The following is a 25947-nucleotide window of genomic DNA, read 5'->3' as shown; positions in this document are numbered from 1 at the left end:
AGTACATCGAGATGGAGTACAACAGCGACCGGCTCCACTCGTCCCTGGGGTACATCACCCCTCAGCAACATTTTTTAGCGGTTGCTGCTTAATCCGTGTCCGCTGCGACTTGACCAGAACATTTCTTGGGGGTGCCGATCAAGGCGCACGGTGGCGTAGTCCTCCCTTCAAGCAACTACTCCGGGCCTAGTGGCGGGTGGCTTGGGCAGCAGGATCAGGATTTTCGACTCCATGGCGATGCTGTCAAGAAAATGCGCGCCGCCGAGGGCAGGCTATTCGGGAATGCCTGGCTGAGTGAAGATGAAGGTGGGTATCGCAAGTCAAGGCTTCGATTGAGGCTTGATAGCTGGGATCCAGGCAAGCTCAAAGGCTGGGACAGCAAGGCCGAAAAGAAGGCGCACCACCCCGAAGTGGGGAAAGGTGGAATGCCGGTCGGTTCAGAGCTCTACCTCGGTTACGGGCCGCTCACTTTTAGTGGAGGTACCAAACTCAAGGCCAACGCCGCCATCCAGGCCGGTGAAAAGGCCACCCTCAGGCTGGCGATTCCCGACGATGACCAGGCCGAAATCCATCGTATTGACCGAGCCATGCACTGGATCGACCGTTTCGGCACGATTGGTGGCCGATCCCGCAACGGTTGGGGTGCGCTTCAGATCCAGTGTAATGGAGGGGCATCGGTGAATCGGGGGACAGCGCTGCCGCTAGTGCCTTGGGAAAAGGCCCTTGAGACGGAATGGGCGCACGCGGTGGGTGTGGACGACAAGGGTCCCTTGATCTGGCAGACCGCTGTCCAGGATGACTGGCACGTTCTCATGATGGTCGTTGCCCGAGATCCGCAATTCCGGCTGCGCCGGGTCCGCAGGCGAACCGTGGCAAACGTCGATTCGATCGGGTTGGTCGTACGGATATGCAACCAGTGTTCCGCCGGGTAATCGTAGAATGCCAGCAGTTCGTCTCGATCTTTGGTCAGGCACGCCATCGCCTTGGGGTACTTGGCCTCGAATCGCTTCACCGTGCGATCAAAGGCCTTGTGCGCCTTGGCACGGGTCTGCGCCATCCAGATCTCCTGCAGATCAGCCTTGACCTTGGGCTGCACCGATTTGGGCAGCTTATTGAGCACATTCGCCGTCTTATGCACCCAGCAACGCTGATGGTCGGTCTGCGGCTTGGGACCGGCGGTTAGACCGCGCTCCCGCAGGTGGGTCAGCAGTGCTTCCCAGTTGTCCGCCGACTCGCTCGCTATGATGCCGAGCGCTACCAAGCTGATCCACCGATACCCGCCAGTTTGTTAGGCAGCCGGCAGCGGAATTCGGACAGTTGATGGACTCAGTCGCCGCTGGAGATGCCCAGGCTTCCGCGTGCTTTCTTGATTGCCTTGATGATCTTTTCTTGTTCGTGCTTAGTCGCTAGGGTTTTCGCTCTGCTCAGTAGTTCGGGCAGGTCTTCGATAAAACCGCCCTCCCAGCCCGCTGCGTCTTCAGAGAGTTCACGTATCGCCTTGTTGAGGTTATTCCAGCGGCTTTTTCCGGGCGCCTCTTCGCAGTCTGTCACGGCTTTACGGATATCATCCACCAGGATTTCCTCGGGACCCATTGCCTGACGCTTTTCTTTTCTCTCTTGCTCTTCATGTTTTTGTTGCCGTGCGCGGCGGGTTTCCTCCAGGGCACGAGCAAAGTCAGGGATCCTCGGCGAGGCGTTATCGCCAAGCCGGGAGCGAACATCCCGCCAGCTCTCCTTCTCCCCGAGATGCGGCCGCAGGCGTTCGTTATCTTGGCGTGCCTTCACGAAAATCTTGGGGTTCCCAAGCCGCTCCACTGGGGCGTCCGCTGCCCGGGCCGGGTCGGCCATGGCCAGCAACTGACGCAGGGGTTCGCTGTCCTCCCAACGGCTTTCCGCGCGCCCGGAGGCCTGTGACCAAGCTTCGTCCATGTACTGTACGAAGGCGCGTCGGCAGGCTTCGAGGTTTATGTCAGGGTCCTTGTCGACGGAGCGTTCAGGATCGTTGGGTACCAGGCAGGCGTCGGTGATGCTGACAGAGACTTGGCCAAGTCCGAACGGTTTGCCGGTACCCAGCGTATGGCGCAGTCCATCTCGTCCGCCGAAGTCCAGCGCCCAGACGAGCGCGCCCAGTTCCACGTCGCGCAGGTTATGAAAGCGAATCTGCGTGTTGAAGTGCGTCTGCGGGGGCACGGTCTCCAGCTTCACCTGGACTTTAGAGCCGGATTTTATCGGAGGGGGAGGTACACGGTGCTCACTGCGGACCGGGTAACGTTTCCAGCCGGCCAGTTGGGCCTTGTCGTCCATCAGGGTGATATAGGCCTTGTGTTTCTCGGGCTGGCGCAGGTAGGCAGGGTAAAACGTGGGCTTGGGCTCGTTGAGCACCATCGGGCCTTCCCACTTGGTCGTGATGTCCTGAGGAGATTCGGCGATACCGGGCATGACGCGGCCTCGCAGACTGGCGTCGGAGAGCTCCGCATCGATGCGGCCGAACAGGAGTTCGGCCAGATCGGGTTCAGTGGTGTCCAGGTGAGCGCAGTCTGCGGCCACCCGGCTGCGGGTATTGCGGATGGCATCGTGTAAGGTGTTGCGATAGGCGAGCCGGTACATCATGGCCAGACCGAGCGAGCTAACCGCGCTCTCGCCATCGCGTCCGGCTGATGCATGCCAGAACACCGGTACCCCGGGGGAAGCGGTGTGCAGTTGTGGTTTCCAGACGCGGTTCCATTCATCGGATTCCTGATGGATGAACTGGAAATCAGTCATCACTGCGGGGGATACGAGGATCTCCTCCTGTGGCTCTACGGGATCGTAGAAGATGAACTCACGTTTCTTCGCATTTTCGTGGGTGTAGTCCGGCCCTGGTTGCCCGGTGACAACAATGTGACCCTGCAGCGCTCCGCGCCCGAGATTACAGGCATCGGACTGACCGTTGGCGGACGTCGGGCCGATATCGAAGCGGATCTCAGGTAGGGCTCCGATGAGCCGGCAACGCCTTTCCACGGTGCCTGCTCTTTTCCAGTTGTTGTCATCGATTCCGAGGGCGCGGATCAATTCGGCCTGATGCAGGCGGACGAATTTCACTGGCCGGATGAACCACATGCCGTCGCGATAGCGCAGCCAGCCGGCGCGCACGGGTTTCTTGACGATTTCCTTCATGTAGAAGTTGTCCGCCTTGGTGAGATCGCGGACTCCCAGGCGCTTGTCTTCCACCTGCCGGAAATGACCGAAAGCAGCGATCTCGAGCACGTGGCGCAGCATCCCCTTGAGGCTGCTGGGCGGGATCGCCGGCCGTTCCTCCGGTGTGCGGAAAAAGTGGACCTTGCCAGGCTCGTGATCGCTGGCAGGCTGCTGTAAGCCGCCCAAACTCAGCGGAGTATGCGTAGTGAGACAGATGTGAAGTTCCCCGCTCCAGCCGTCCTGGAACGGGTGGTCGTGACTGACGTGGGAGCCCCACTCGGGTCTCAGGACGAACGGGGTGAGCGGCACAAAGTTATAGGGCAGGTTGAGCGTCATGCCCGGTCCTCCTGGAATCCGTCGAATACAGCCAGCACGGGTTCGGGGGCGGCGTCGCTTGGGTCCGCGCCTTCGGGTTGTTGCGTGAACCCATACAGCCGCAGATATCGCAGCGGCGCGGGTGCCCGGTGGTCATTCAGATGAGTCACCGGCTCGGCCAGATGCGTCGGCGTGGATTCCGTTTCCTCCACTTGGAAACGATGGAGACGCCAGAGATTGCTGCCTCGGTATTCGAGTTGCCAGCGGGTACCGTCCGCGGCGCGACCTTCGCCGTCCAGTGGCGGCATCTCGTCCAGGGGGGCGGCGGGCAGACTCCGGACTTCGTCGGGCCACTGCATCCAGCCGTGATCGCTGCACAACACGCGGCAGCGCTCGAGCACGGTGTTCGGGTCCAGTTCCTCGCAACTGTGCTGCACCCGAACGGGGCTCAGCCGGGGCGGAATCCAGTCCCAGCCCTGCTCCTCGCAGGTCCGGAGGAAGCGTCGGTGATCGTCGAGAAGCGATTCGAAACGGTTCATCAGGCAGTGTCTCCTTCCGTGTTGAGCATTGGTGCATCCTGACCAGCCACCCAGACCCCATTGTCGTTCCAGACGGGATCCTGATCCGCAATCAGGCCACCAAGCCCCCGGCTCCCTCCGGCGCCCAGCGGCAGCCACCCTCGGGCAAGGTCACGCAGGGCCAGATTCAGGGCCTGGCGCACTTCCACCGGGATGGGGATGTGCCCATGTGGAAGGATATGCAAACGCAGCGTCAGACGGCTTCGCCAGAGTTGTTCTTCCTGGAACAGCGCGCCGCGCATGACACCACCGGTGAAACGATCGATGCGGTTGTGCATCGGCGCGTGGATCACCTGTTCGGGTTCCAAATAGGTGTCGTCGATGATGACTGAGCCGGCGAGCCCGGAGGCGTCATGGTCGCTGGCGTGCCCGAACAGGCAGCGTACCGCCTCGCTGCGTTCCGGGTCGGGCGGCGGCCCGTCGATGGCGATGAAGTCGCCGGTCAGGCGGCGGTGGTGGAAAGCCACGCGGTGGGCGAGGGCGCCCTTGATCGCCGAGGCGGGAACGACCGGTCGTGGTGAGCTCCAGGTCCCGCGCCCGTCGCTCCATTCGATGACGGGCTCACTCTGCGGCAGCATGTTGTCGGGCTCCTTCAGTCCGGTGTAGCTGCCGAGCGGGTGTTCGCCGGCACCGATACGCCATCCTGCCTCGGCTCTCAATTGCAGTTCCACGCCGGGCATGCGCAACTCGGCCCGGCCGAGCTTGAGGGGTTGCAGACCCTTGCGGCTGGAGCGTTGGCGTGGACGCCGACAGAAGCCTTCGCGTCCCTCGGGCGTGCGAAGATCCCAGCGCGCCGCGTCCAGTTCGACCACCCGGAACGCACCGGAACCGGACCGCGTGCCCCGGCCCAAGCGCAGGGCCGGCGATTGCAGGAGGTGCAGCAGTTGTTGCCATTCCTCGAAAGCGGCGTCGGAGCCATCACTCCAATGGCCCAGCAGGAAGGTGTAGCGGGTCCCCCGCGGGGCGAGCGTGACGTCGAACTTGCCACGTTCCTCGGCAGCGCCCCGATGATTCAGCCGGACGCGTTGCCGGATCAGCGGGTGCGGCAGGCATAACCGGGATAGCAACTCGTCGCTGTCGACATCTTCGCGCACGCCTTCCATGGGGCGGTTAAAGCTGTCATGGACCAGCCCCCAGAAGACCTGGACGCGCGAGATATGCCCGTCGCCTTCCAGGCAACCAAACAAATGGTTGGCGGTGGCCTCATCGTATTCCTTGGCGCAGGCATGCCGCAGCACGCCGGCCAATCCGCTGGCGGGGAGGGTGGGTAGGTGGTTAGCGTCCCGCATCAAGACCAGATCGTGAGTGGCATCGCCGGCCCCCGAGCCGATTGCATGCGGGGTCTCGGCTTCCAGGGTCACGCGGGCAAAGTCGTGGACTGGGTATCTGGGGATCATGTCTGTGGTTCCCTGATTGCGCATCCTTCCACGGCGCGGGTCCAGTCTGGTGTTTGACCCAGGGAGGCCAGCCGTGCCACCACCTCCGGTAAATGCTCGGGGGTCTCGCGATAAATTCGCTCCAGTTCATGCTGAAGGCGCTGCCCCAAGCGATCTGTATCCTCGTTCGGGCCCAATGCCAGATGCCAACCGGAACGCGCACGCACGATGGCGTCTTCGGGGTCTGCGGCATCCGGGGAGGCGAAGAGGGTGACCCAGAGCCCGTCCGGGTCACGTCGATGACGGTTGGCTGCATCGCGCAGACGCCCCCACTGGCTGCGTCGGGGGGCGTCCTCCAGTGGCGCATCCTCGGGGATGCCCTGCCAGATACGGGCTTCCACCAGGCCCTGGACAAGCGCGTCGAAGACCTGCCGCGTACGCTGCCCGGCGTCGACCGAGATCCCGTCGGTGGCGGCCATCCGGCGCAACTGACGCAAGAGCGGACTATCGGGCTCCTGCGGCGTCGGGACGGGGTGTCGGGTGCTTGCGGGGCCCTGTTGCAGACGGAGGCGCTCGCCGGCGATCAGTTGCGGGTTTGCCACCAGTTGCCCCAGGCCAGTCTCGCGGTGGCAGCCGACACCGTCTTCCAGCGGGGGCAGGTCGTCCGGGTTTGTTCCCGGCGGCAGGACGTAACAAAGGATACTGCCACGGGTGATCACTTGGCGGTTTGTGTCCCTACCCCGACGCTTGCCGTTGTAGGGGCTGTAGCCGCGCGTGCGCAGGAAACTCCTCTTCTCATCCCATTGGGTCCCGTCAGGCAGTCCAAGCCACTGCGGCCAGGGGCGCAGAATGGGTTGCCCCTTGTCGTCCCGAAGAGCCAGGTCGGACAACAGCCAGAGGGTCAGTATCTGGTTCGCATCGGGAATGCCGGCCGGTCGCAAGGGCAGGGTATTCAGAGGTTCGATCTGCACCCGCCCGAACTCGGCACTTCGGGAGCGGCCCAGCCGCGCCGGTCCGCTCAGGCACTCGCGTAAGCGCTGAACGATGGCCTTCTCCACCGTGGCGTCCGTCTGCAGTTCAAAGATGAAGCGCTGGCCGCGCACGAGGGCCTCGTAGCCGAACAACTGGCCCGTCTCGACCCGGCCGGTCTCCGGCGCGATGGCGGTCTTCAGGGATTGGCGTGTTCGCGGTCGGATCCACATGCCTTGGGCGCTGATGTGGCCGCCGCGAAGTTGACGTGGCTGGCGGCCAGCCGCGAGGGAATGGTGGATGAGGTTGAACACCCGGTCGGCATCGAACTGCAGGTGCTCGTGCCCGGGATTCTCCCGCACGGCGACCTCGTCCTTATAGTGGTGGAGGGCAAGCGGCAGAGGCCATCCGGTGGTGCCGTCACCGGTTTCCGGCAGACCGTCGCAGAAGCGAACCGCTCCGCTGTGGAAGACCTGCCAGGCCTGATCGCCCGGCAGGTCGGCATACAGTCGGGACGCCGCCACGCCCAGGAAGAGGTTCCCGGGTAGGTGGTCGAGGGTTTCGTGTTCGCCGGCGGTCGCGGCGGAACGGCTGACGATCACGTCCTGTTCAAGGGTGACGCGAAAAGCGTGACGCGCTGCATTCATGACGGCCCTCCCAGGATCAGTGCGGCCTCACCCAGACCGCGGTTGCGTTCGGCTCCGATGGCGCTGATCAGTGGCAGGACGCCTTTCAGTGTGCCCCACAGGTCGATTTCGCCCAGGGCACATTCCTGCTGCCTTCGCAGGTCGTCTTCCAGCGAGGTAACCTCCAGGCTCAACGAGGCTTCCAGGCGCATCGGTAGGACGACTTCGGCGCCGCGCAAGGTCTTGTCACTGGCGCTTCCCTGTCGGTTGATGGCTGTTCGATGGATGTCCCGGTAGAGAAATGGACGGAGTTGGGGGCCGTCGGTGTCGGGATGTACGAGAAAAGCTCTTTCTGCCTCTGGCATCGCCGCATCATCGACGAGCAGCATCCCGGGTCGGGTGGCGTAGCGTGACTCGACACCGCTAAGGGAGCCGAACAGAAGTTCCTCGACGCTCTCGACAGGCCCGTCCGGCAGGGATACACCGTCCAGCCAGTTCCACGCTTGCGCGCATCGCATCGCATGGCGCAGCAGTCCCTTGAGATGACGACCGGGGATCATGGGCAGTCCCTCACCGTCGCGGCTGGTCAGGGTGTCCAGATGCGTTCCGCCGGATTGGCCGCTACCGCAACGCCAGTATCCGTGCAGATGCACGGTCAGTGTTCTCATGGACATCAGGTGATCTCCTTGCGGCTTTCGTGTCCGTGGATGGCCAAGAACGCCAGCAGGTCGCCCAGAGGGCTGGAGCGGATTGCGCTCTCGTGATCGCCGGTCTTGGGGGGGCCAAATGGCAGATCGTGTCCCCCGTGGCCAACCAGGCTCTCCAGGTAGCGGTCGAAGTCTCGGAGGTCGTGGGCCGCGCTCGTTTCAGCCAGGGCGCGCCAGCGGCTGTATTCCTTACGCGCCAGATCGGGGCTTTCATGGATGCGTGTGGCCAGTTGTCGCAGGCGGGTGGCGTTGAGTGAGCCGCTTCTCAGAACGCCGGCAAGCTTGCGTAGTGAATCCAGTCGCGGCAGGGCAACAGCGTCCGGCTCACCGACTGCATAGGCCGCCAGGCCAAGGCGGTAGACCGTGTTATTCACAGGATCCCGGCGCTCCACCTCCTGTCGTTGGAGCGCTGACACATCGTCGACCAAGGTCGCCTGGATCCGGTGGAAGGCAATGGAAGACGGGATCGTGCCCTCGGTGGTGGCCATGCGCGAGGTCTGCTTGGCTTGGGTACACAAGCTTTCGGCAAGCTGGTATCCGCGCGAGAACGGCTGGCTGGACTTCAGATAGGTGATACCGGCACAAGCAGTCAGCCGTGGTGGCAGCTTGGCTATCACCTCACCGGGTGTCCCGGCACCTTCCAGTTGTGTGCAAAGGCCTTGCAACATGCTGGCGGACTCATGTTCGAACGCTTGAATGAAGAGGTCGGTGAAGTCCATTGCAAGATCGGCGCGCACAAGCAGGGTCATATCGTCGCCACCGAGAACGAGAGGACGTGCCGGATACACGCCGTCAGTGATATGGGGTTGCAGAACCGTTTGGGTCGCGTGTCGGGCGGCCTCGCACGTGGCCGCGTCCATCCCCTGCGAGAAAGCGCGATAGAGCCGAACGTAATGTTCAGGCACTTGACGGGTGGCATGACTGAGTACGTGAAGGATCTGGCCCAGTCCGTTACCGTCCGCGTGGATCAGGCCCACCATGCGGTCCTCGTCCAGCGGGAAGCGCCTTCCCCGAGGGTGATCCTGTTCGAAATTGTTGGGCCATTCGGCTAGGCCCTGCGGGTCGAACTTGCTGGCCAGCCCATCGTATTCCGGTAAACCAAAACGCCGCTTTACCAGCGTCGCGGCGTCCACGGGCTCTCGGTCACGTTTTCGGTCCCGGGCCACGGCGACTTCGCCGGTGCGCGCGTTGCGCTCGGCAACGGGGGCCGGATTGGGGAGTTCGGCGGTGCGCAGGTTGCGCCTGCCGGCCAACACCGCGATTCCGGCGTCGATGGCTTCCTTCGCTGAGTCGCCTGAGCTAATGCAGTCTACCCGTTCGATTCCGGGGAGTAGCTGTCCAACAAGGGTGCGCCACAACGCTCGGAACCGTCGGGCTGTTGCTTCATGCTCAAAGAGGAGGTAGATGGCGCCACCAGCCCGGCGTGGCGCTGGAATCGTTTCTGGATCGACTTCGCAGGCTTGCAGTGCCTGATCGAGTATTCGTCGCGAGATCTCATCCAGCAGGTTGCTGCCGGCCACCATGTCGGCCAGCCGTCCAGATGCGAAGAGAAAAGGCTGAATTGAACGGGCCTCGAACAGATAGGCGTGGTTTGCCATGGTGCTTTCCCTTTCTCGTCGCTTGCAGAGGTAATTAGCAATTTGGCAAGGGTACACAAAATATGCGGTTTTGGCAGCCCTTGATGATGCCGTTGACCATGGTACTGACTTCATCCGCTGGGGTGACAAGGCTCATAGCTACTTAGCCGTCGCTTTGTAGGGGGCTTCTTCATCCTGCGCCATCAGGGAATGTTTCCGACAGACCAGGACTGGAGAGGAGGTTAACCTCAAGTCGTCTTAGCCAGACTTGGGAAATCGCCCGGCTCTGCCGGGGTGACAGTAGAAGTTTGACATTGTAGGGAGTCCATTGGGAAAACTCCCGGTTGTGAGCCGCCAAGTACACGACACAGGAGAATCCCAATGGACGAATTTGAGAGCCTAAGCCACTCCAAGTGGGAGTGTAAATATCACGTGGTATTCATCCCGAAATATCGTCGCAGGCTCCTTTTTTGCCAATTGAGACGACATTTGGGGGAAGTTTTCCATCGGCTGGCGAGGCAGAAGGAAAGCTGGATTGAAGAGGGGCATGTGATGCCGGACCATGTCCATATGCTGATTTCGATCCCACCAAAGTATGCGGTATCGCAGGTTGTGGGGTACATCAAGGGCAAGAGTGCGATTCACATTGCCCGGGTGTACGGAGAGAGGAAGCGGAATTTTGTGGGCCAGAGTTTCTGGGCCAGGGGAACTTTGTATCGACGGTGGGGCGTGATGAGGAGACGATACGACAGTACATCCGTCACCAGGAGGCCGAAGACAAGCGCCTTGACCAGATGAAGCTCTGGAGCTGAAAGCCACCTTCAGGTGGCCCCATGTTTATGCCGCTTTGAGCGGCTCACATATTGAAGCCCCCGGCTTTGCCGGGGAATACTTGCTAGTCTCGCCAACACTCCAAATGAATTCGACAAAATCTTTGCCGAGTACAAAGCCGAATTTACAGTTTTCAACAATATTCTGAATGAGGAGGTAACCCATGCGCACGATTGATGCCGTAACGCCGGGGGAACTACTGAAAGAAGAGTTTCTAGACCCCATGGGCATTTCTCAGTATCGATTGGCCAAGGAAATTGGCGTGCCCGCTCAGAGAATCGGCCAGATCATTGCCGGAAAGCGCTCGATAACCGCGGACACTGACTTGCGTCTCTGCCGTTTCTTTGGGTTGTCGAATGGCTATTGGCTACGGGCACAGGTGGCCTATGACACCGAAGTTGCAGAAGATGTCCTTAAGGATCAGTTGAAGAGTATTCGTCCTTGGAATTCTGTGTCAGAAAATTGCTCAACCCCAATGGCTGAGCATGGGAAATTCTGAATCAGTGATTCCCGCCCAGGCGGGAATCCGGTCATGGGCCGGAGATTATGGACTCCCGCCTTCGCGGGAGTGACGGTGGGGGGCTTGTTGGGTGCTTCCCCCATTGATGGGCCTGATCCGGTTTTTATCTCAAGCTTGCCATTTGGTATCGCCCCTGTCCCATCACCGTGCCCGCGCCGGCATGAATGAACTGCCCCAGCCAGAGATACGGCCAGAAGGGTTCGATGCCTTCGTGGGGGAGGGTCAGTTGTCCGGTGAGGCCGTCCATGTTGACGTGGGCTTTCTGGCGCGATGAGTAGCGCTGCCAGCTCTGCCACTGCAGCCGGGCATGATCTGCTTGCCATGCCCGGGCGGCCTGGGTGAGTTGGGCGAAATCGGTGTCCAGGGGCGTGTCGGTGTGAAAGTAACTGAGCATGGAGACGCGCCGAAGCAGATTGGAGAACAGGTCGGCAAAGTGGAATTCATCCGGCTGTACGGTGTGTCCATCGCGCTTGAGTCGCAGGGGGGTGTGCAGCGTCAGTGTGATCGGTTGTTTCGGCGTTGCCGGGATGGAGGGCGTGAGCGCCGGCAGGGTCTGGACGGGTTGTCCCGGTATGAAGATGGTTTGCAAATCCATGGCATCGACCGTGACGGCCTGATCCACCCTGGTCAGTTCAAGAGCGCCCCTGGTCTTGCCGATCCCGTTGCGGGCCCCCAGGGACAGGGCATGGATGACATAGGGCAGGTGACGATTGCCCTGGCCGACGAGTGTGAGATCCAGGGGATATTCGTCCCCGGGTGACAACTGATGCGGGCCGTCGGGTGGACTGAGTACGAAGGGGTGGGGGGCCGCAGTGTATTTTCGCATCTTTCCGGCGCCGGGCGGCGGCGGGGTCTCGAAGATGTAGGCGTGGGCGCAGGCATGCAGCAGCATGCAGGATCTGCAATGGGGTTGACGGGTGACGCAGACGGCCTTCTTGAGGGCATGACCGAGGGTGCCCCGCCAGGTGGAGCCGGCAAATCGGGGCAGTGTGACCGGGGTTTGTGCCTGGAACCACAGCCGGTAACGGGCCAAGGGCAGTTTGATGGTCTGTGACGTCATTGGGCTATTTCCTTGCCTCCGGACAGGGTTTGCGGACGGCTTCGTATTCTTCCAGCCGTGCCCCCAGCCGTTCCAGTGTCTCGGCGGATAATTCCTGTCCTCTCAGTTCCGGGGGCAGCGACAGGCTCAGGTGAAGATAGCGACCGCCCCGTTCGCAGACCCGGGCCACCAGGTTGATGGGCAGGGTGCCGATGACGGTGTCACCGGGATGGACGAGGTCGATCTCCAGATGATCCAGGGTGCGGTCCACGGGGATACCCCGCCTGGCGGCCCAGGCCACGGCGCCGGGGTGGCGGCTGATGAAATAGGTGTTGCCCATGGTGTGCAGACTCCGATGTGGAAGGTGTCTGCATAAGTTTAAGCAGTTTGGTCCTTATCTTGGCCCCGGCAAGCTTGCCTTTCTCGCAAGTGACCAAAGTGCTTGCCGCCTTCAGAACACCACCAGCATTCCCGCCAGCAGCAGGGCCACGCCGGAGCCGGCGGCGGCGCTGCCGTAGCAGGCCAGCATCATCCTTTTCGAGGCGGGGATGCCAAGGTCATGCAGGGTGTGGTAGATGCGGTGGGCGCCGTGGAACAGGAACAGGCTGATGACCACCGCCAGGCCCAGGGCCGGCAGGGGATGGCCGAACAGGCTACGCAGGCTGTCGTAGTGCATGGCGTCGGGACCGAAACCCAGGCCCATGGGGACGAGGATGCCGATGATCAGGACCAGCATGGTGCCCAGCAGGGCGGCAAAGACGCCACCGGCGCCGAACAGGGACCAGACGATGGGTTCGTGGGAACGGGTTCTCATCACAGAAACCTCATGGCAAGCACCAGAAGGACCAGGGAGGCGATGCCCCAGGCCCAGAGGGCGGCGCGGAAGATCATGCGGTCAGGGACCGGCCGGCCCCGGAATCGCAGCGGGGGCGTGGTCAGGGGCATGACCTTGAACCAGGTCCAGGCATGGAAGGCGAAGGCCGCCAGGGCCGCCAGATGGAAGATCACCGACACCGGCGACTGCAAAAAGCCCCGCCACAGGTTGAAGGCGGTTTCTCCCAGCACCAGGCAGACCATGCCGGCGAGCAGGAACAGGGCATAGGCCGCCACCATCACGCTGGTGCCTTCCCGCAGCAGGTAGCGGCGGTAGGCGGGGTGTCGCATCCACCAGCGGTTCATGGGGCGGACGTAGGTCTTGGGTGCAGGCGTCATCACGAACCCCTCCCGAAGGGCGCCAGAAAGCGCAGGAAGTAATCCTGGGTGCTGTTGATCTTGTTGCGGTTTATGGCCCGGGCCGGGTCCACGTGCTTGGGGCAGACTTCCGAACACAGGCCCACCAGGGTACAGCCCCAGACGCCTTCCTCGGCATTCACCACCTCCATTCGGGTTTTTTGTCCGGCATCCCGGGAGTCGGCGTTGTAGCGGGCCAGCAGGGCCAGGGCGGCCGGTCCGGTGAACGCATTGTTGAGGCCGTACTGGGGGCAGGCGGCGTAGCAGAGCAGGCAGTTGATGCACTGGGCGTACCCCAGGTAGTCCTCGATCTGCCGGGGCGTTTGCAGGTTGGGGCCGTCCTCCGGGGTGAGCGGCTGGGCCGGGACCAGGTAGGGCGTGACGGATTCCAGCTTGCCCAGGAAGTCGCTCTGGTCGATGACCAGATCCTTGACGATGGGGAAGTGCTCCAGGGGTTCCACCCGAATGCGGGCCGGGTAGTAGTCCCGCAGGAAGCTCTGGCAGCTCAGGATGGGCTGGTGGTTGACCATGCAGCCGCAGCTGCCGCAGATGGCCATGCGACAGGACCAGCGGAAGGTGAGGCTGCCGTCCAGGTGGTCCTTGATGTATTGCAGCCCTTCCAGCACCGACATCTCGTCGGTGAAGGGGACCTCATAGGTCCGGTAATGGGGGGCCTGGTCCTGCTCGGGATCATAACGCAGGCACTCGATCATGATGGTGCGGGTCTGGCTCACGGTATCCCCCGGTTATGACTGGTTCTGGGCGGCGCCGCCGTAGACCCGCGCCCTGGGCTGGGAGCGGGTGATGGTGACCGGGCTGTGGGTCACACGGGGCGGGGCGTCGCCCTGGCTATGGATGAGGGAGTGACACAAAAAGCGCTCGTCGTCCCGGGCCTCGAAACCGTCGATGCGCATGTGGGCACCGCGGGATTCCTGTCGCAGCAGGGCGGCATGGGCCATGGCCTCGGCCACCTGCAGGGTATGGCCCAGTTCGATGGCGGTGAGCCATTCGGTGTTGAAGGCACGGCCCCGGTCATCCAGGGCCACTCCGGCCCGGAACTGTTCCCGCAGCTCCGCCAGTTGTTCGCAGGCCCGTGCCATGCGCGGCCCTTCGCGGACGATGCCGACGCCGGCTTCCATGATCTCGTGCAGGCGTTGGCGCAGCCGGGCCACCCGGGTGCCGCCTTCCCGGCGCAGCATGTCCAAGTGCACGGCGGCCCGGCTTTCGGCCTGGGCCTGGAGCGCGGCGGAGGCGGCATGGGTTTCACGGGCATGGCGGGCGGCGGACAGGCCGGCGGCGCGGCCGAAGACCAGTAGTTCGGCCAGGGAGTTGGAGCCCAGGCGATTGGCGCCATGGATGCCCACGCTGCTGCATTCGCCGGCGGCGTAGAGGCCGGGCAGCGGCGTGGCGCCATGGACATCGCAGAGTACGCCGCCCATGGTGTAGTGCACGGCGGGCCGCACCGGAATGGGGGCGGTGACCGGGTCCACGGCGGCAAAGGTGCGGGCCAGTTCGCAGATCATGGGCAGGCGTTCCATGATTTTCTTCTCCCCCAGGTGGCGCAGGTCCAGATGGACCGCCGTGCCGTGGGGGGTCTGCAGGGTTCGGCCGGCCTGGTCCTCGTGCCAGAAGGCCTGGGACAGGCGGTCCCGGGGTCCCAGTTCCATGGCGCGGGGGCGGGGCCACGGGTCCAGGGGACCCAGGCCGTAGTCCTGCAGGTAGCGGTGGCCGTCCTTGTTGAGCAGGATGCCGCCTTCGCCGCGGCAGCCTTCGGTCATGAGAATGCCGCTGCCGGGCAGGGCGGTGGGGTGCCACTGCACGAACTCCATGTCCCGCAGGGGGACGCCCTGGGCGTAGGCCATGCCCATGCCCTCGCCGGTGACGATGCCGGCATTGGTGTTCTGGCCGAAGACCCGGCTGGCGCCGCCGGTGGCCAGCACCGCCGCTTTGCACTGGAACAGGACCGGTTCGCCGGTGGCGATGCACAGGGCCAGCACGCCCTGCAGGCGACCGTCTTCCACCAACAGATCGGTGCAGAAGAACTCGTCATGGCGCCGGATGGCGGGGAACTGCAGCGAGGTCTGGAACAGGGTGTGGAGGATGTGAAAGCCGGTCTTGTCGGCGGCAAACCAGGTGCGGGGGGATTTCATGCCGCCGAAGAAGCGCACGTTGATGCTGCCGTCGTCCCGGCGACTCCAGGGACAGCCCCATTGTTCCAGCTGGATCATCTCCCGGGTGCACTGGCCGACGAAGTACTCCACCACGTCCTGCTCACAGAGCCAGTCGCCGCCGGAGACGGTGTCGTCGAAATGCTTGTCCAGACTGTCATCCGGGTGAATCACCCCGGCGGAGCCGCCTTCGGCGGCGACGGTGTGGCTGCGCATGGGGACGACCTTGGAAACCAGGGCCACGGAAAGCCCCGGGGCTTCCTGTGCCACGGCGATGGCGGCCCGGAGTCCGGCACCTCCGCCGCCGATGATGACCACGTCGGACTGGATGACCTGCATGGAATGATCCCGTTGTGAAGGGTTTGGAGACACTTTAGCAGGATTCCTCGCGGCCACACTTCCAGCCAGATCAAAAAAGGCATAAGATCCCGCCGCCGCGTCCTGCGGTGTATGAGTCGGTCGTCTTTTTACCTCTTTTTCAGGAGAACTTGCGTGGCGCAGCAATGCGATGTGCCGCCGCGAGGCGATGGGCTGTGGCTGCACCTGATCACTTTCGATCCCTTCCGGACCATCGGCATGCCCGGTGTGCGCTATGTGCGTCCGGAAAACTATCTGGCGGAACGTCAGCGTCTGCAGGAAGCCGACTGGCTCTTGTTCCCGGAATACTGGCAGGTGAACAGCCTGCATTACGCCCTGGGGTGTCCGGTTTTCCCTTCCGTGTCGTCCTATCACCTGGGGCATGACAAGATCGAGATGACCCGGGCCTTTCAGGCCCTCTGTCCCCGGCATGTGCCCGATACCCTGATCCTTCCGGCCACGCCCGCCGCCGTGGAGGAGGTGTTGGATGTTTTGGGGCTGCCCTGTGTGCTGAAAGTGCCCCGCTCCTCCATGGGGCAGGGGGTGGCGCTGATCCGGACGGTGGCCGAACTGCGTGACTGGGCTGCCCGTCAGCCGGTGCTCTATGCCCAGGAACTGCTGCCCATCCGTAAGGACATCCGGGTGGTATGGGTGGGTGATGGAGTGTTTACCGCCTACTGGCGCGAGGCGGCGGAAGGGGCATTTCACAATAACGTGGCCCAGGGTGGACGGATCCATTTCGACGCGGTGCCGCCACAGGCCCTGGAACTGGTGGCCGAGGTGGCCTCCCGGTTGAGGATTGACCACGCCGGTTTCGATGTGGCCATGGTGGGGGAGCATCCCTATCTGCTGGAGTTCAATACCCTGTTCGGCAACGCGGCCCTGAACCGGCATGGTCTGCGGGTGCAGGATGCCATCCTGAGGTGGTTGCTGGCCCGTCAGCCCACTCCCCGTTCTCCCAGCCCCCTGCTGGCGGCCTGATGCCGATCACTGTTCCGGGACTACGGCCTCCCGCGGCGATTGTCTGTCACTTCTGATCTGATACTTGATCTAATATAGGGATCAGGTTCGTCCGGTACCCGATACCGTGCGATGCAAGGGCAATACCGAGCAAGTCTTCTGTCGTCACTCCCGGAACAGTTCTCCCGTTGTGACTCCCGCGAGGCGAGGGGGCGGGAATTGCGGCAGCCCGCGGCGGGATTCCCGCGTGCGCGGGAATGACGGATCTTTCCGAGGACATGCACCCCAGGCCCGCGGGATTCCCGCGTGCGCGGGAATGACGAACAGAGGCGGTTTTACTTTGTGCTACCTGATGCTGGATTCCCGCATGCGCCCGCATGACGTATTCAGAGCATCCCAAGGTGATTCATGGCAAGTGACGTGGACAAGCGGGGGCATACCCTGCTGGTCGTGGAAGACAGCCGCTCCGTGGCTGGTCTGTTGGCGGATCGCATCGGTCTTATCGAAGGTGTGACGGTCGAGGTGGCCGGCACTCTGGATGAAGCTCGCAAGATCGTGCTGGCCCGCAAGGAATCACTGTTCCTGGCGGTGCTCGATCTCAATCTGCCCGATGCTCCAGATGGAGAGGTGGTGCCCTGGGTCATGTCCCAGGGCGTGCCGGCTCTGGTGCTGACCGCCGGTCTCAACGACAACGAGCGGGACGGCCTCATGGACATGGGCATCGTGGACTATGTGAACAAGACCAACCCGTCCGAGATCGAGCATGTGGTGCGCACGGTGGAGCGTATCTACCGGAATCGCCATATCAGTGTGCTGGTGGTGGATGATTCCAATTCCGCCCGTGCCTATCTCATGGAATTGCTGCGTCGTTACGGTTATCGCCTGCGGGAGGCCCGGGACGGTATCTCGGCCCTGGCACAGCTGGAGCAGCACGAGGATATCCGGCTGGTCCTGTGCGACCAGAACATGCCGGGCATGGACGGCGTCGCACTCATCGGCCGTATCCGTCAGCGTTATTCCCGCAGTCATCTCTGCATCATCGGCATGTCCAACTATGGATCGGGCATGCTCTCCGCCCGACTGCTCAAGGCGGGTGCCAATGACTTCATCAATCGTCCCTTTCTGGAAGAGGAATTCTTCGTTCGCGTGAATCAGAACGTGGAGCTGATCGAGCTGATCCGGGATATGGAGGAGAATGCCAACCGGGACCCGCTGACGGGGCTTTACAATCGCCGGTATCTGGCTGATGCCGGTCGGATGCTGTTCGATGCCTCTGTAAGGACCGGCCAGGGACTGGCGGTGATCCTGATGGATCTGGATCATTTCAAGGGTGTCAATGACCGTTTTGGTCATTTCGGGGGGGATGAGGTGCTCAGAAAGGTAGCCCGTCATCTGCTCGGAATCACCCGCAGTTCCGATATCGTGGCCCGTTACGGAGGGGAGGAGTTCTGTGTCGTGGCCCAGAACATGGATGGTCACGAGGCCTGGCTGCTGGCAGAGAAACTTCGGGCCGAGATCGCCGCTCTGGATGTGACCATCAAGGGTACCAGTGTGCCGCTCAGTGCGAGTCTGGGGGTGGTGACTCATCCGGGAAGCGGTCTGGAGGACATGCTGGCCCGGGCCGATCGGTTGCTGTATGAAGCCAAATTTTCGGGCAGGGATCAGGTCCGTATGGAGCCGTAATGATTCCGGATCGCAGGGAGTTTGACAATAATAACGATTATCAATAACAATCCTCTGCCAGTTGATTGAATACGGTCCGGTCGCCGCGTGCGGCTGCCTGGACCCTGACGCAGAGAGAGTGTCCTGATGAACCAGGAGCAGAAACACCATTTGACCGTAGGGAAGGGAGTGCAGGAGGTATACGCGGAACCGGCGTCTCCCCTGGGAGGCAGGTTGCTTTCCAGTACGGAACTGCTGGAGGGGCATCGCCAGTTGCGGATCAAGCACCAGGGTGAGATCTATACCCTGCGGGTCACCAGTAAGGGGAAATTGATTCTGACCAAGTGAAAGGAGAGATAGGCAAGGCACCCGGCCCTACTTCTCTATGGGGCAGGGCCGGGTGCTCAGGTTTACAGCGATTTAGAAGCGATAGCGTGCACCCAATTCAAAGCTACGCTCCGGTCCCACATAGATTCCCTGTCGCAGTCCGCCGATATAGCGTTCGTCGGTCAGGTTTTTGATGGCACCAAAGACTGTGAACTGGCTGCTCACGTCGTACAGGCCCGTCAAATCGAAGGTATGGTAGCTGGGAATTTCACCACCCCAGATACCCGAGACTGGCGTGATTTCCCTGGTGTTCGTACCATCACCATATTGCTTGCCGACATAGTTGCCCGACAGGGCGGTTCTGATGGGGCCTGCCGCATAGCCCAGAGTGACATTGGCCATCAACTCCGGTGAGTAGGGAAGGCGATTGCCCTTGTCAATGCCACCGCCTCGGTTTTCCCGGTATTCGGCCGTCGGTATGTAGGTGACGTTGGCATCCAGGCTGAACCCATTGTGCCACTGATATCCCATCGTCGCTTCCAGACCCTGATGCAGGGTGCTGCCGGCATTGGCATTGGCCAGATTGCCGCTCACGGCAGGGGTGATCTGGTTGTCAAAATCCATGTGGAAGGCGGTGAGTTCATACCGCAGATTGCCATGATGTGCCCGGACGCCGATTTCCAGGTTGATGGAGTTTTCCGCATCCAGTTTCTGGTCCACGCCGTCGACGATGGACTGGTTGTTGAGTGGCGGCGAGAACGCCTTGTAGATGCCGCCGTAGTACTGAACTTGGGGAGAATACTGGAATGTGGCGCCGATACCCGGCAGCACCTCGGTGTTGCGAGAGGTGCCATCGTTATCATTATCGACCCTGTCATCCCGTTTCTGCTCGTAAGTCTCGATGCGAAGACCGGGCGTGATGGCCAGTCGTTCATTGACCAGGAAACGATTTTCTGCAAATACCGCCAGGCTCTGGGCAGTCTGTTTTTCATTTCTGTCGACGTTTCCGTGACGCGGTTGAGCCCGGATGGCTCTGACACGCTGGTCGGTCATGCTTTCGTCCATAAAGCGCAGGCCGATTTCCGCCTCGTTCTGCATGCCGAAGCTGTTGTGATCAATTTTCAGGCGGGTATCCAGGCCAATCCGTTCAAAGGCGCGGTTATTACCCGTGACGGCGTCGGTATAGATCCAGCGGCCGGCGGCCACGGAATCCGCTTGGTTGACCCCGTAACGCCAGTAGTCACGGTACATCTGGCTCCAGTACACCAGCGTATTCAGGCGCATGGTATTGCTGATCAGCCATTCGTGGTTTACATCGAAGGACTGACGCTCAGTCAGGAACCAGTCATCCGGTGCCGGGTTATAGTCCGCCCCCGACTTATAGGCATCAAGGAAGAGGCCGCGATAGGAAATATTGGCGTCATTGTCATAGTGGCTGAATTTCATGCTCACCCACTGGTTTTCGCCAACAGCCATGCCACCCTTGACCATGACGTCGGACATCCGATAACCCTTGTCCATGAAGCCGTCGCTTTCCGCCCATGTCACCACGGCGCCTAGGCGAGCATCCCCCGAGGGTGCGCTGCCGCCAAGTTCTACCGTGGATTCGCGCAGGTTATGGGAGCCGATCCGGCCACTGATGCTCACGCCGTCCTCGGGTTCTTTGGTCAAATAATTGATCACGCCGCCGATGGTGTTGGGGCCGTAACGCAGGGCCGCCGGGCCCTTGAGGATCTCGATACCCTCCATGCGCTGGATGCGGGGGTTATAGTAGCGACCGTTACCTACGAACAACCCCGGTGCCACCGGCACACCATCTTCCAGAATGAGGGTCTTGTAGTCGGCGGCGCTTAGGCCACGAATGCCGATATTAGCGATCACTGCGGATTCTTCTTCCTTTTTGATGCTGATGCCGGGAACACGCCGCAGTGCGTCTTCCGTGGACAGAGGCTGCCACAGTTCAAGCTCTTCCCGAGTCACTTTATTAACGGCCCCGGGTTGGCGGGCGATGTCGGCATCGGTCTGGCCGACTACGTCAATACGTGGCAGGTTGAATGTGGATTGCTGTGCCATGGCGGTTGAGGCACCACCAATGGCAAGAGCCATGGAAACCCCGGTGGCCAGTGCGGTCAATCTGAGTCGATCCGGCATGCCGCCGGTTGCTTGGCATATATTGGGCACGGATGCTTCCCCTGTGAGATTCAAGGTAATGCTGGCTGGCTAGGCCCTCAGGGGGATTGGCTGGCTTGCGGTCTGGGTTGTGGAAAGGAAGATCACAACCGCGATCCCCACTGAAAATTCACAATTGTTCTTATTCTCATTTATTTTTTTGCGATCTGTCAAACCATGATCCGGTGTTTGCCGCAATCCGGTGTGGTTTTGGTGAGGTATAAAAGGAAAGCCCGCCATAAGGCGGGCTTTCATCAGGGGCGGGCAGTCGCCGACCTCAAGGTCAGCGCTGCGAAAATCCGGGGAGGGAATTACTTGCCAGGGCGCTGGTAGGTACGCTCCATGCGCTCGATCATCTCGCGCAGGCGGGCATTTTCCTGCAGGGCGCGATCAGCCTTGCGATCGGCTTCGTTGGCGGTGCGGTTGGCCTGGTCGGCACTGGCCTTGGCGTCATTGGCGGTCCTCAGTGCCTGATCACTGGTGACCTTGACGTTGTCGATCATCTGGCGGTTTTCTTCCAGGTTCTTGGTCGTGGCACAGCCCGTGGTCAACACCAGCGTCAGGACCGCTGCTGAAGCCATGGCCACTTTGAACATTCCTTTCTGCATTGGAACCTCCGGTCAAGCTGGGTGATGGGATTGGGAATTGAATTTTAACAGGAGACATTAAGTATCCATAGTATCTCCCCGAAAGATATTGCATCGGTCACAAAACAGGGGCGTGAAAGCTGGCTGGCGCCTTGCACCAGATTGGAGCGTGTTTTTCCGGCCTGCCTATCTGGAGGGCGGATTTTTCTGTCTTTTGACGTATTGAACGCCCTGCGCCGGTGTTTTTTTATGGCACGTTTCATGCTTTTTAAAAATTGTCTGACATTCAGCCCTATTGGTCATGTCGGTCATCGTTTACTCCTCCTGCTTGCGGGGTGCTTCGGCGCCCCGTTTTTTTGTCTTCGGCTTTCTTCATCCAATGCCGTGAAACCGGCAAGGATTTGGTTACAATCCCTGCTTTCCGAGCCGGGAGAGTGTGCGTCATGCCCCTTGGGCCTGTGATGGTGGATCTGGAAGGCACGTCCATGACGGACCGGGAGCGGCAGTTATTGAAACGCCCCGGGGTCGGGGGCGTGATCCTGTTTACCCGCAATTTCGAATCCCGCGAGCAGCTCATGACGCTGGTGGCCGAGATCCATGCCTTGCGGGATCCCCATCTGCTGGTGGCGGTGGACCACGAGGGGGGCAGGGTGCAACGGTTCCGGGAAGGGTTCACCCATTTGCCGGCCATGGCCGCCCTGGGTTCCCTGCATGATCGTGATCGGGCGGCTGCCCGCCGTGCGGCCCGGAGCCTGGGCTGGCTGCTGGCGGCGGAACTGCGTGCAGTGGGGGTGGATTTCAGCTTTGCCCCGGTGCTGGATCTGGCCCACGGCTGCAGCGGCGTGATCGGTGACCGGGCCTTTCACCGTCGTCCCGAGGTGGTGGGCGAACTCGGGCATCAGGTCGTGGCCGGCATGCGGGCGGCGGGCATGGAAGCCGTGGGCAAGCACTTTCCGGGACATGGTGGGGTGCAGGCGGATTCCCATCTGGCCCTGCCGGTGGATCACCGGCCGTTCGACCGGATCCTGCATGATGATCTCCAGCCCTTTGACCGGCTGGTGAGGGAGGGCATCGCCGGCATCATGCCTGCCCATGTGGTCTACGACCAGGTGGATGATTTACCCGCGGGTTTTTCCCCCATCTGGCTGCAGCGTGTGCTGCGCGGACGCCTGGGTTTCAAGGGGGCTATCTTCAGCGATGACCTGAGCATGGCCGCCACGGAGAGTTTCGGTGATTTTCCCCGGCGTGCCCGTCTGGCCCTTGAGGCAGGTTGCGACATGGTGCTGGTCTGTAATCACCCGGAGGGCGCCCTGCAGGTACTTGATGCCCTGGAGGGACATGCAGATCCGGCTTCCATGGCTCGCCTGGCCCGCATGCATGGGCGTCGTGCCCCGTCCTGGTCCGGGCTGGAAGCTGATCCGGAATGGGAGGCGGCGGTTCGCCTTGCCCGGGCGTTGGATGATGATCAAAACTTGGGATTGCCGGTCTGAGGGGCCTGTTCCCGCGCCCGTGACTGATCCCGGAATAAGCGGTTCTTATAGATTGTGGGGCCTGGAATTCGGTGCCTATAATGCCTTTGCAACATAAGGTTATGCCACCCGAGGAGACGCAAGATAATGGCCGACAAGTTACTGATCATCATGGTCAATACCGATCCCAAAAACCCCTCCGAGCTGGGGGCCCCCTTCTTCCAGGCCACCGTGGCCGCCGCCATGGAATACGAGGTGGAGGTGATCATGACCGGCCGCGCCGGTGAACTGGCGAAGAAGGGCGTGGCCGAGAACCTGTTCGTGCAGGAGGGGAGCACCAAGTCGGTGTATGATTTCATCAAGGACGCCCATGAGGCCGGTGCGCACTTCAAGGTCTGCACGCCCACCCTGGATCTGTGGGGGAATGATCTGATTCCCGAGATCGAGGAAACCGTGGGCGGCGCCTACGTGATCGGCCAGGCCATGGATGATGATACCGTGACATTCACTTACTAGATCTTTCTAGATCTTTCCGTCAAAACAAGAAAGGGTTGCCATGTCTGTGACTCCGGAGCATGTGAAACAGGTCCTGGCCGAGGCTGACTGCCTCGTGCCGCGTGAACAGGTGGAGGCGGCCATGGACCGCATGGCCGAGGCCATCACCCGTGATCTGGCGGACAGCAATCCCTTGATATTGTGTGTCATGACCGGCGGCGTGGTGGCCGCCGGTCATTTGTTGACCCGTCTGCATTTTCCCCTGCAGGTGGACTATCTCCATGCGACCCGGTACCGGGGCGCCCTTACCGGCGGCGAGGAACTGCACTGGCTGGTGAAACCGCAGACTTCGCTCAAGGGTCGTACGGTCCTGGTGCTGGACGACATCCTGGACGAGGGCCATACCCTGGCGGGCATCCTGGATTACTGCCGTGAAGAGGGGGCCGGTCAGGTCCTGTCCGCGGCGCTGGTGCTCAAGCACCATGACCGGCGGGTGCCGGGGCTTGAGGCCGACTACCTGGGAGTGGAGGTGGAAGACCGTTATGTCTTCGGTTACGGGATGGACTATAAGGAATACCTGCGCAATGCCCCCGGCATCTATGCCGTGAAGGGTTGCTGAAATCCCTGACCCGATGTGCCTTTTCCGGGCCAGTGACCGCCCCTGAAATTCCCCGGGCAGCATCCCGCAGGGATGCTGCCTCGCCTGTTGCATCCAATGAGGACCCCATGACTGATACCACCATCGCCATCATCGGCGGCACCGGACTGACTTCCCTCAAGGGCCTGGAGATCACCCGTCGCGAGGTGATGCACACCCCCTATGGCGAGCCTTCTGGCCCCATCACCCATGGTGTGCTGGCCGGTCGCGAGGTCATGTTCCTGGCCCGTCATGGATATGGGCATACCATTCCACCCCACCGGATCAACTACCGCGCGAACCTGTGGGCGCTGAAAAATGCCGGCATCCGCCGGGTCGTGGCGGTGGCCGCGGTGGGTGGCATCACTTCGGAGATGGCACCACCCCGGATGGTGTTTCCCGACCAGATCATCGACTACACCTGGTCCCGCGCCCATACCCTGTTCGAGGCGGATCTGAGCCATGTCACCCATGTGGATTTCACCTATCCCTACTGTGAAGAACTGCGTCAGGCGCTGATCCAGGGGGCGCGCGGGATCGGGCTGGATTTCGTGGACCGTGGCACCTATGGGGCGACCCAGGGGCCACGGCTGGAGACTGCTGCGGAGGTCAACCGCCTGGAGCGGGATGGCTGCGACATCGTGGGCATGACCGGCATGCCCGAGGCGGCCCTGGCCCGGGAACTGGAGCTGTGCTACGCCACCTGTGCCGTGGTGGCCAACTGGGCCGCCGGTCGCGGGGAAGGCCAGGGCGAGATCACCATGGAGGAGGTGGATCGCAACGTGGCCGAGGGCATGGTGAATGTTCGTACCCTGCTGGAGAACATCATTCCTACCCTGTGAAGCGCTTCACTCACCCCAACCCCTCCCCGCAAGGGGAGAGGGGCCTGCCTGGGTCATGCGGAGTCAGATCAGCCCCTGAAAGGGCTGTACCTTGACCAAGCCGCCGGCCGCCACCGGCCCCTGTTCCAGTTCCAGCACGATGAAACAGTTGGCCTCGCTCATGGAACTGAGTACCCCCGAGCCCTGGGAGCCGGTGGCCCGGACCACCCATTCTTCGCCATCCTCCTGACTCAGTACGCCCCGCTGGAATTCCATCCGGCCGGGGCGTTTTTTCAGATCCGACAGGCAGCGCACCGGGAAGCAGGGCGGCAGTGAGACATCGGTCTCGCCCATCATCCGCCGCAGCGCCGGCTGAACGATCTGGTAAAAGGTCACGGCCGCGGACACCGGATTGCCGGGCAGGCCCATGAACACGGTCTGCCCCAGATGGCCGAAGGCCATGGGACGACCAGGTTTGATGGCCACCCTCCAGAAACTGATTCGTCCCAGTTCCCCCAGCAGGTCGCGCACGAAGTCCGCCTCGCCCACCGAGACGCCGCCGGTGGTGATGAGCACGTCGGCGCAGCGGGCCGCTTCTTCGAAAGCCTCCCGCAGGTGCCGGGGTTCGTCCCGCACCACGCCCATGTCGATCAGTTCCACTCCCAGTCGTGTCAGCATGCCGGACAGGGTATGGCGATTGCTGTCGTGGATTCCCCCCGGGGGAAGTGGTTCTCCCAGGGCGGTCAGTTCATCGCCGGTGGAAAACAGCGCCACCCGCGGGCGGCGGTGTACGCTCACTTCCACCCGGCCCAGGGAGGCCAGCAGGCCCAGACGGGCCGGTGTGATGAGCGTCCCCGCCGCCAGCACGGTCTGACCGGTGTGGATATCCTCCCCGGCGGGCCGGATGTTCTCACCCGGCCGGTGGCCGGTACCCACATGCACCCGTTGGTCCTGGACTTCCACGTGCTCCTGCATGATCACCGTATCGCAACCGGGCGGGATCATGGCGCCGGTCATGATGCGCACGCACTGTCCCTGCCCGATGGCGTTCATGAAGGGACGCCCGGCCCAGGCGGTGCCGATGATGTCCAGGGCGGCCTTGCCTTGCCGGGGGAGGTCGGCACCCGCGAGGGCGTAGCCATCCATGGCCGCATTGTCGTGGGCCGGGACAGGGGCATCGGCAATGACCGGTTCCGCCAGCACCCGTCCCAGCGCAAGGCGCAGCATCAGGCATTCCCGCCCCCGGACCGGAATCACTTGCGCCAGCACCCGGTTCCGGGCCTGCTCCAGGGTCAGGGAGTCGGGATCGTGATCATCACGGCAGGAGGGAAGGGAGGAGGTATGGGCCAC

Annotated in this window: 23 protein-coding genes and 2 pseudogenes; 9 read left to right on the top strand and 16 right to left on the bottom strand. The window is 62.1% G+C overall.

Annotated features, from left to right (window positions below):
• Nucleotides 1-781: 781 nt before the first annotated feature.
• The 7 genes and pseudogenes from CKO35_RS07755 to CKO35_RS07725 form a co-directional block, all read right to left on the bottom strand.
• A pseudogene (locus CKO35_RS07755) lies at nt 782-1261 on the bottom strand (transposase); the annotation flags it as partial.
• A 65-nt stretch (nt 1262-1326) separates the two neighbouring features.
• A complete protein-coding gene (locus CKO35_RS07750; protein WP_200174344.1) occupies nt 1327-3513 on the bottom strand; it encodes a TIGR03986 family type III CRISPR-associated RAMP protein in 2187 nt (728 codons plus the stop codon).
• The gene (locus CKO35_RS07745; RefSeq protein WP_200174342.1) at nt 3510-4031 is read right to left on the bottom strand and encodes a hypothetical protein; all 522 of its coding nucleotides are present in this window, start codon (nt 4029-4031) and stop codon (nt 3510-3512) included. Before CKO35_RS07745 ends, CKO35_RS07750 begins: the two co-directional genes overlap by 4 nt.
• Nucleotides 4031-5467, bottom strand: coding sequence for an RAMP superfamily CRISPR-associated protein (locus tag CKO35_RS07740; protein WP_200174340.1), 1437 nt, complete (start codon nt 5465-5467; stop codon nt 4031-4033). The genes CKO35_RS07745 and CKO35_RS07740 overlap by 1 nt, the downstream gene beginning before the upstream one ends.
• Complete coding sequence (locus CKO35_RS07735) at nt 5464-7062, bottom strand: hypothetical protein (RefSeq protein ID WP_200174338.1); 1599 nt, start codon at nt 7060-7062, stop codon at nt 5464-5466. Before CKO35_RS07735 ends, CKO35_RS07740 begins: the two co-directional genes overlap by 4 nt.
• A complete protein-coding gene (locus CKO35_RS07730; RefSeq protein ID WP_242467085.1) occupies nt 7059-7709 on the bottom strand; it encodes an RAMP superfamily CRISPR-associated protein in 651 nt (216 codons plus the stop codon). The genes CKO35_RS07735 and CKO35_RS07730 overlap by 4 nt, the downstream gene beginning before the upstream one ends.
• Nucleotides 7710-7714: 5 nt before the next feature.
• On the bottom strand, nt 7715-9346 hold the full coding sequence (locus tag CKO35_RS07725) for a hypothetical protein (RefSeq protein WP_200174334.1): 1632 nt from the start codon (nt 9344-9346) through the stop codon (nt 7715-7717).
• Between the two features lie 360 nt (nt 9347-9706).
• On the opposite strand from CKO35_RS07725, the pseudogene tnpA reads away from it, so the two are divergent.
• Both tnpA and CKO35_RS07715 read left to right on the top strand, forming a co-directional pair.
• Nucleotides 9707-10137 (top strand): annotated as a pseudogene (tnpA, locus tag CKO35_RS07720) (IS200/IS605 family transposase).
• Nucleotides 10138-10319: 182 nt separating this feature from the next.
• Nucleotides 10320-10655, top strand: a complete 336-nt coding sequence (locus tag CKO35_RS07715; RefSeq protein ID WP_200174333.1) for a HigA family addiction module antitoxin — start codon at nt 10320-10322, stop codon at nt 10653-10655.
• 124 nt (nt 10656-10779) lie between these two features.
• Here CKO35_RS07715 and cas6 read toward each other — a convergent pair whose 3' ends face one another.
• The 6 genes from cas6 to frdA form a co-directional block, all read right to left on the bottom strand.
• A complete protein-coding gene (gene cas6, locus CKO35_RS07710; protein ID WP_200174331.1) occupies nt 10780-11736 on the bottom strand; it encodes a CRISPR system precrRNA processing endoribonuclease RAMP protein Cas6 in 957 nt (318 codons plus the stop codon).
• Nucleotides 11737-11740: 4 nt separating this feature from the next.
• Nucleotides 11741-12055 carry a CRISPR-associated protein Csx16 gene (gene csx16, locus CKO35_RS07705; RefSeq protein WP_200174329.1) on the bottom strand — a complete coding sequence of 105 codons (315 nt, stop codon included), beginning with the start codon at nt 12053-12055 and terminating at the stop codon, nt 11741-11743.
• 111 nt (nt 12056-12166) lie between these two features.
• The gene (gene frdD, locus CKO35_RS07700) at nt 12167-12529 is read right to left on the bottom strand and encodes a fumarate reductase subunit FrdD (protein WP_200174328.1); all 363 of its coding nucleotides are present in this window, start codon (nt 12527-12529) and stop codon (nt 12167-12169) included.
• Nucleotides 12529-12927, bottom strand: a complete 399-nt coding sequence (locus CKO35_RS07695) for a fumarate reductase subunit C (RefSeq protein ID WP_200174326.1) — start codon at nt 12925-12927, stop codon at nt 12529-12531. The genes frdD and CKO35_RS07695 overlap by 1 nt, the downstream gene beginning before the upstream one ends.
• The gene (locus CKO35_RS07690) at nt 12927-13679 is read right to left on the bottom strand and encodes a succinate dehydrogenase/fumarate reductase iron-sulfur subunit (protein WP_008933156.1); all 753 of its coding nucleotides are present in this window, start codon (nt 13677-13679) and stop codon (nt 12927-12929) included. Before CKO35_RS07690 ends, CKO35_RS07695 begins: the two co-directional genes overlap by 1 nt.
• 12 nt (nt 13680-13691) lie before the next feature.
• Nucleotides 13692-15452, bottom strand: a complete 1761-nt coding sequence (frdA, locus tag CKO35_RS07685; protein WP_200174324.1) for a fumarate reductase (quinol) flavoprotein subunit — start codon at nt 15450-15452, stop codon at nt 13692-13694.
• 153 nt (nt 15453-15605) lie between these two features.
• On the opposite strand from frdA, the gene CKO35_RS07680 reads away from it, so the two are divergent.
• The 3 genes from CKO35_RS07680 to hemP all read left to right on the top strand — a co-directional run bounded on the left by CKO35_RS07680 (nt 15606) and on the right by hemP (nt 18440).
• Nucleotides 15606-16451 carry an ATP-grasp domain-containing protein gene (locus CKO35_RS07680; RefSeq protein WP_338031771.1) on the top strand — a complete coding sequence of 282 codons (846 nt, stop codon included), beginning with the start codon at nt 15606-15608 and terminating at the stop codon, nt 16449-16451.
• Nucleotides 16452-16838: 387 nt separating this feature from the next.
• Nucleotides 16839-18113, top strand: a complete 1275-nt coding sequence (locus tag CKO35_RS07675) for a GGDEF domain-containing response regulator (RefSeq protein ID WP_200174322.1) — start codon at nt 16839-16841, stop codon at nt 18111-18113.
• A gap of 168 nt (nt 18114-18281) precedes the next feature.
• Nucleotides 18282-18440 carry a hemin uptake protein HemP gene (gene hemP, locus CKO35_RS17920; protein ID WP_338031770.1) on the top strand — a complete coding sequence of 53 codons (159 nt, stop codon included), beginning with the start codon at nt 18282-18284 and terminating at the stop codon, nt 18438-18440.
• A gap of 72 nt (nt 18441-18512) precedes the next feature.
• Here the strand turns inward: hemP and CKO35_RS07665 are convergent, their stop codons facing one another.
• Both CKO35_RS07665 and CKO35_RS07660 read right to left on the bottom strand, forming a co-directional pair.
• Entirely contained in the window at nt 18513-20570 is a 2058-nt protein-coding gene (locus CKO35_RS07665) for a TonB-dependent receptor family protein (RefSeq protein ID WP_200174313.1), read from the bottom strand.
• Nucleotides 20571-20899: 329 nt separating this feature from the next.
• Entirely contained in the window at nt 20900-21169 is a 270-nt protein-coding gene (locus CKO35_RS07660; RefSeq protein WP_200174311.1) for an Lpp/OprI family alanine-zipper lipoprotein, read from the bottom strand.
• Nucleotides 21170-21618: 449 nt separating this feature from the next.
• On the opposite strand from CKO35_RS07660, the gene nagZ reads away from it, so the two are divergent.
• The 4 genes from nagZ to CKO35_RS07640 all read left to right on the top strand — a co-directional run bounded on the left by nagZ (nt 21619) and on the right by CKO35_RS07640 (nt 24618).
• Nucleotides 21619-22665: a beta-N-acetylhexosaminidase gene (gene nagZ / locus CKO35_RS07655; protein WP_200174309.1), complete on the top strand. Its 1047-nt coding sequence runs from the start codon at nt 21619-21621 to the stop codon at nt 22663-22665.
• Nucleotides 22666-22791: 126 nt separating this feature from the next.
• The gene (locus CKO35_RS07650; protein WP_008933148.1) at nt 22792-23160 is read left to right on the top strand and encodes a DsrE family protein; all 369 of its coding nucleotides are present in this window, start codon (nt 22792-22794) and stop codon (nt 23158-23160) included.
• A gap of 46 nt (nt 23161-23206) precedes the next feature.
• Complete coding sequence (locus tag CKO35_RS07645) at nt 23207-23758, top strand: hypoxanthine-guanine phosphoribosyltransferase (protein WP_338031772.1); 552 nt, start codon at nt 23207-23209, stop codon at nt 23756-23758.
• Nucleotides 23759-23865: 107 nt separating this feature from the next.
• The gene (locus CKO35_RS07640) at nt 23866-24618 is read left to right on the top strand and encodes an S-methyl-5'-thioinosine phosphorylase (protein ID WP_200174305.1); all 753 of its coding nucleotides are present in this window, start codon (nt 23866-23868) and stop codon (nt 24616-24618) included.
• 63 nt (nt 24619-24681) lie between these two features.
• Here CKO35_RS07640 and moeA read toward each other — a convergent pair whose 3' ends face one another.
• Entirely contained in the window at nt 24682-25947 is a 1266-nt protein-coding gene (gene moeA / locus CKO35_RS07635; RefSeq protein ID WP_200174303.1) for a molybdopterin molybdotransferase MoeA, read from the bottom strand.

The sequence above is a fragment of the Ectothiorhodospira shaposhnikovii genome (genome assembly GCF_016584105.1).
Taxonomy (GTDB): domain Bacteria; phylum Pseudomonadota; class Gammaproteobacteria; order Ectothiorhodospirales; family Ectothiorhodospiraceae; genus Ectothiorhodospira; species Ectothiorhodospira shaposhnikovii.
This window is presented reverse-complemented; position numbering and strand designations above follow the sequence as displayed.

What these genes read in the sequence shown, in the direction of transcription:
- CKO35_RS07750 (WP_200174344.1), bottom strand. Translation starts at nt 3,513, where the DNA reads ATGACGCTCAACCTGCCCTATAACTTTGTGCCGCTCACCCCGTTCGTC.
- CKO35_RS07745 (WP_200174342.1), bottom strand. Translation starts at nt 4,031, where the DNA reads ATGAACCGTTTCGAATCGCTTCTCGACGATCACCGACGCTTCCTCCGG.
- CKO35_RS07740 (WP_200174340.1), bottom strand. Translation starts at nt 5,467, where the DNA reads ATGATCCCCAGATACCCAGTCCACGACTTTGCCCGCGTGACCCTGGAA.
- CKO35_RS07735 (WP_200174338.1), bottom strand. Translation starts at nt 7,062, where the DNA reads ATGAATGCAGCGCGTCACGCTTTTCGCGTCACCCTTGAACAGGACGTG.
- CKO35_RS07730 (WP_242467085.1), bottom strand. Translation starts at nt 7,709, where the DNA reads ATGAGAACACTGACCGTGCATCTGCACGGATACTGGCGTTGCGGTAGC.
- CKO35_RS07725 (WP_200174334.1), bottom strand. Translation starts at nt 9,346, where the DNA reads ATGGCAAACCACGCCTATCTGTTCGAGGCCCGTTCAATTCAGCCTTTT.
- CKO35_RS07715 (WP_200174333.1), top strand. Translation starts at nt 10,320, where the DNA reads ATGCGCACGATTGATGCCGTAACGCCGGGGGAACTACTGAAAGAAGAG.
- cas6 (WP_200174331.1), bottom strand. Translation starts at nt 11,736, where the DNA reads ATGACGTCACAGACCATCAAACTGCCCTTGGCCCGTTACCGGCTGTGG.
- csx16 (WP_200174329.1), bottom strand. Translation starts at nt 12,055, where the DNA reads ATGGGCAACACCTATTTCATCAGCCGCCACCCCGGCGCCGTGGCCTGG.
- frdD (WP_200174328.1), bottom strand. Translation starts at nt 12,529, where the DNA reads ATGAGAACCCGTTCCCACGAACCCATCGTCTGGTCCCTGTTCGGCGCC.
- CKO35_RS07695 (WP_200174326.1), bottom strand. Translation starts at nt 12,927, where the DNA reads ATGACGCCTGCACCCAAGACCTACGTCCGCCCCATGAACCGCTGGTGG.
- frdA (WP_200174324.1), bottom strand. Translation starts at nt 15,452, where the DNA reads ATGCAGGTCATCCAGTCCGACGTGGTCATCATCGGCGGCGGAGGTGCC.
- CKO35_RS07675 (WP_200174322.1), top strand. Translation starts at nt 16,839, where the DNA reads ATGGCAAGTGACGTGGACAAGCGGGGGCATACCCTGCTGGTCGTGGAA.
- CKO35_RS07665 (WP_200174313.1), bottom strand. Translation starts at nt 20,570, where the DNA reads ATGCCGGATCGACTCAGATTGACCGCACTGGCCACCGGGGTTTCCATG.
- CKO35_RS07660 (WP_200174311.1), bottom strand. Translation starts at nt 21,169, where the DNA reads ATGGCTTCAGCAGCGGTCCTGACGCTGGTGTTGACCACGGGCTGTGCC.
- nagZ (WP_200174309.1), top strand. Translation starts at nt 21,619, where the DNA reads ATGCCCCTTGGGCCTGTGATGGTGGATCTGGAAGGCACGTCCATGACG.
- CKO35_RS07650 (WP_008933148.1), top strand. Translation starts at nt 22,792, where the DNA reads ATGGCCGACAAGTTACTGATCATCATGGTCAATACCGATCCCAAAAAC.
- CKO35_RS07640 (WP_200174305.1), top strand. Translation starts at nt 23,866, where the DNA reads ATGACTGATACCACCATCGCCATCATCGGCGGCACCGGACTGACTTCC.